This window comes from Longimicrobium sp., assembly GCF_036280135.1.
Classification (GTDB): Bacteria; Gemmatimonadota; Gemmatimonadetes; order Longimicrobiales; family Longimicrobiaceae; genus Longimicrobium.
The window spans coordinates 1-4,095 of sequence record NZ_DASURI010000381.1; the positions used below are offsets into that span (position 1 = coordinate 1).

The 4,095-nt window shown below is 74.1% G+C and carries 3 protein-coding genes; all 3 read left to right on the forward strand.

Features of this window, described 5'->3' with window-relative positions; translation table 11 throughout:
- Positions 1–995, forward strand: a 995-nt coding sequence (locus VFZ20_RS11920) for a lantibiotic dehydratase C-terminal domain-containing protein (protein WP_329684104.1), incomplete at its 5' end; no start/stop codon positions are given.
- Between the two features lie 71 nt (positions 996–1,066).
- Positions 1,067–3,745, forward strand: coding sequence for a lantibiotic dehydratase (locus tag VFZ20_RS11925; protein ID WP_329684105.1), 2,679 nt, complete (start codon positions 1,067–1,069; stop codon positions 3,743–3,745).
- A gap of 93 nt (positions 3,746–3,838) precedes the next feature.
- On the forward strand, positions 3,839–3,988 hold the full coding sequence (locus tag VFZ20_RS11930; protein WP_329684106.1) for a hypothetical protein: 150 nt from the start codon (positions 3,839–3,841) through the stop codon (positions 3,986–3,988).
- The last annotated feature ends 107 nt before the right edge of the window (positions 3,989–4,095 follow it).

The following is a 4,095-nucleotide window of genomic DNA, read 5'->3' on the forward strand; positions in this document are numbered from 1 at the left end:
CTCCAGATCCGACCGTATCAGCCAGTATTTATGCGAACAACCGACTGGACGACGTCATCCGCGGCGCCATCGCTCCCTTTCGTGCGGACATGGCGCGGCGCGGCGGCTGGAGCCTGTGGATGGTGCGGTACGCGCGCGGCGGAGCACATCTCAAGGTGCGGCTCCATGGTCCCGCCGCGGAGCGCCACGAGGTCGCTGCACTGCTGGCGGAGCACGTGGAGCGGTGCCTGGCGGCGATGCCCGAGGACGACGGGCCCCGGCTGACCCGGCCCAAGGGCGTGCCGGTGGACCCGGAGGACGAGTTCGAGGGTGACTACCCCGACCGCACTCTGCTGTGGACCCGGTATCGGCGGAGCGGCGTGTCGCTGGGTCCTGACGCGGCGCTGCGGGAGGACGACGGCTACGTGGCGCACCTGGTGACGTGCCTGGCGGCCGCCGCGGACCTCGTGATCGACGCGCTGGCCCACGGAGACGCGGCGCCGTCGGAGTCCGCCCGCCTCAAGATCCTGCTGGGAGCCATGGTCTCGGGACTCACGGCGCTGGGTTTCACGGACGAGGAGCGCGCCGCGTACCTGGCCTTTCATCGCGACTGGATGCTGCGGTTCGCGCTTCCGGACCGCGACCGGGAGGCTGCGGTCCTAGCTCGCTACGACGACCGGGTGCGGGCCATCGCCCCGGTCGTGGAGCAGGTGATTGCCAACGTGGAGCGTTGGGACGCCGATCCCCGGGCGGCGGCCGTGTCGGAGGCCGAAGCCCGCTGGCGCGACGTCCTGCGCACCTTCTTCGACTGGCTGCGGCCCCTGCGCGACGATCCGCGCCACCCGGCCGGCCCGTTTACGCAGGACCCGGCATTCTCGCCCCTGTTCAAGGTGTTTCACGGCCTGGGGAACCAGCTGGGTCTGGACATGCTGAACGAAGGCCTCGTCCAGCACATCCTGCTGCGCGCCCTGACCGGGGTTCCGGCGGCGGGCTCGCCCGTGCTGGTGGAAGCCTGATGCGTGTTCGCCGGCCCCCCGCGCCCCGCGGAGCCTTCTTCCCGGTAATCGGCCGCGTCGCGGGGTTGCCCGTGGACACGCTGGCCGCGTTCTCCACCACCCTGGACGACGACGTCGCCAGGGAGGCGCGGACGGAGGCGGAGCTTTGCGCCGCGCGGGCCGTCCTGGCGGACCAGCTGCACGACGCGGTGCCGGGCGCCTCGCGTTCGCTGCGGCGCATGCTGCTGGCCGTGCGCCGCGACTGCCACAACGGCCGCGGGCTGGCTCGACACCGCGCCGCGCCCGAGTGGCCCCGTCTGGCGGAGATCGCGGGCCGGCAGGCGGAGCGGGTGCTGGCCCTGGAGGAACGGCACGCCGCGGAGCACACCTCGTTTCGGACCGCCTTTACCGCCGCGGCGGAGCGGCAGCGCGACGCCCTGCGGGCTCCCCTGGCCGACCCGGCGTTTCGACGGGGGCTTGCCCTGGCCAGCCCGGACCTGCTGGCCGCCGTCCATGCATCGCGCTCCTCCGGGGCCCCGAGCGCGCGCGCGCGCCGGGCCGAAGCCGCCCTGCTGCGCTACGTGACGCGCGCGGCCGCCAAGGTTTCTCCCTTCTCCACCTTCACCACGCTGGCCGTGGGCAGCGTACGGCGCACTCCCGGCGGGCTGCGTCTGCGCGGCGCACGGTGGACGGCTCGCTCGCTGGTCCGCGTGAAGCGGTACCGGCTGGAGCAGTGGACCGAGATGCTGTGCCGTTTCCCCGCGTTCCGGGATGGGCTGCAGGTGGTGCTGAACGACTCCATGGAGGATGCGGGCGACGGGCGCCTGCTGCTGGTGCGGCCCGGCCGCTGGGAGCCGGACGAAGACCGGGGTACACTGCGCTACCGCCCGGATGCGCTGGTGACCACGGCCGGGGACGGCATCGTGACCCGCGTGGCCGCGCGGCTGGCAGGGGAGCCCCTTTCCATGGGCGCGCTGCGTACCTGGCTCGACGCCCAGGGCGACGGGGCGGAGGCCCTCCGGCTGCTGGAGCTGGGCGTTCTGCGCCTGGTGCTGCCCTGGCCCGTGCACGAGGGGCACCTGGAAGCGCGCATGTGCGCCTGTCTGCGCGCCCTGCCCGCGGCTCCCGGCCTGGACGCATTCCGCGCGGAGCTGGAGGCGCTCGTGGCGCTGCAGGCGGAATACCCGTCCGCCGGGGACCCGGCGCGGGCCCTTCGCGAGATGCACCGGCGGGTCGACGGGGCGTGGCGGCAAGCGGCCCTGCTGGGCGGGGTGGATCCGGACCGCGTCGCCTACCGGGGCAGCCCCGACTTTGACCTGTATGAGGACGTGCTGCGCGTGCCCGACGGGCCGGCGGCGGCCGCCTTTTACCTTGATTCGGACGTCGCGCGCGGTGCACTGCGCGCGGGCCGGCTCCTGGTGCGGCTGTCGACGCTCTTCGACTCCGCGCACGACTGGCGCGCCACCGTGTCGGACCTGGCGGCGGCGCAGTGGCCCGGACGGGGCGAGGTGGGCGTGCTGGAGCTCTTTCGCGCCGCCCACCTCCTGTGGCGTGACTACCAAGCGTTCCGCGCGGCGGGATGGGGCGAGGCGGACGCCTGCCGCACCTGGAATCCGCGCGGGCTGCCGGAGCTGGAGCGGCTGCGGGCGTGGCGCGCGGACGTGCACGCGGGGCTGGAGGGGTGCACCGCGCGGGACGGCGACGTGGTGCGCGTGGACGAGGCGGCGCTGCGCACCCTGCTGGATGCCGTTCCCCCGCGCTACACGGACGCGGCGGGGCGGGGGGCCTGCCTGCTGCTGCAGCCGGCCAGCACGGATGGCTCGCTCTGGCGGCTCAACCGGCTGATGGAGGGCACGGGCCGCTGTGGCAGCCGCTACACCCCCCTGATGGGCGCCCGGGCGCGCCGCCGGTACACGGCGCACCTGCGCCGCCGCGGGAGAACGACGGTGGACGGCGAGAGCGCCGCCCTGCTTGACCTGCAGTGCGTGCACGGCGATACGCTGAACGTGCACGCGCCCCAGACGCCGACTGTCCTGTCGCTCCCCGGAGACCGGGTCGACGCCGGGCCCGGACACCGGCTGAGCCTGGGAAACCTGAAGGTGTGCTTCCGGGGTGCCGATCGTCTCCCCGTGCTGCGCGGTCCGGACGGCGCCCGGCTGCTTCCCGCCCACCTGGGGCTGGCGTTCGAAGCCTACCTGCCCCCGCTGGTCCGCTTCCTGGCCGCGCTGGGTCCGGGTGCCCTGCGCCCCGTGCTCCCGCCGCGCATGGGGTGGATGGAGGGCGAGCGGGTCGTAAGCCCCCGCATTCTGCTCGGAAACCTCGTGCTGCACCGCCGGGGATGGTCCGTCCCCGTGGCGCCCCTGGCCCAGGCGCTCTCGCACGCCGACGACGCGGCCTCGTTCGCCGCCGTCACCCGCCTGCGGATGGACTGGGGCATTCCCGCGCGGGTGTTCGTCGCGGAGCCCCGCGGCGCGCGCGGCACCCCCTTCAAGCCGCAGTACCTGGACCTTGGCTCACCCCTGTTTCTGCCCTTGCTGCGCGACCTGGCCGCCGGTGGGCAGGCGCGGGTGACGCTCGAGGAGATGCTTCCCGACCCGGCCATGTGCCCACGCGACCCCGAGGGGCGCGGCTGGGCCGTGGAGGTGGCGCTGGATTCCGTGGCGGTGGCGCCGGCGCGCCGCATGGCCGGCACGACGCGTCAAGCGCCGGCGGCGCTTCGCAGCCACGATGAGCCGATTCGCAGGAGTGCCTGGCCCCCTGACCGCGGCTGACCCTCTCGCGCAGCCGCAACACGCCCGTCGCACTTCGCGGCGGGCGACTTTCCCCCCACGGCCCATGAAGGGCCGTACACCCAAGGAGACCCCATGTCCCAGGAACAGAACCGCGCCGACGAGATCGAGCCGCTCTCGGACGAGGCCCTGGAGGAGGTGTCGGGCGGCGTGTGCTCCGACACCAACTGCTCCAACACGACGGTGGTCGTCAAGCCCTCGGTCGAACAGCCGATCGACGGCTGATCCGGGCGGCGGCGCGCGGGCGTTCCCCGCCACGCCGCGACCGACGGTTTCCGGGCCGAACGGCCCACCCCTTTCTCATCACTCGATACGGAGAGCTCCCATGTCCC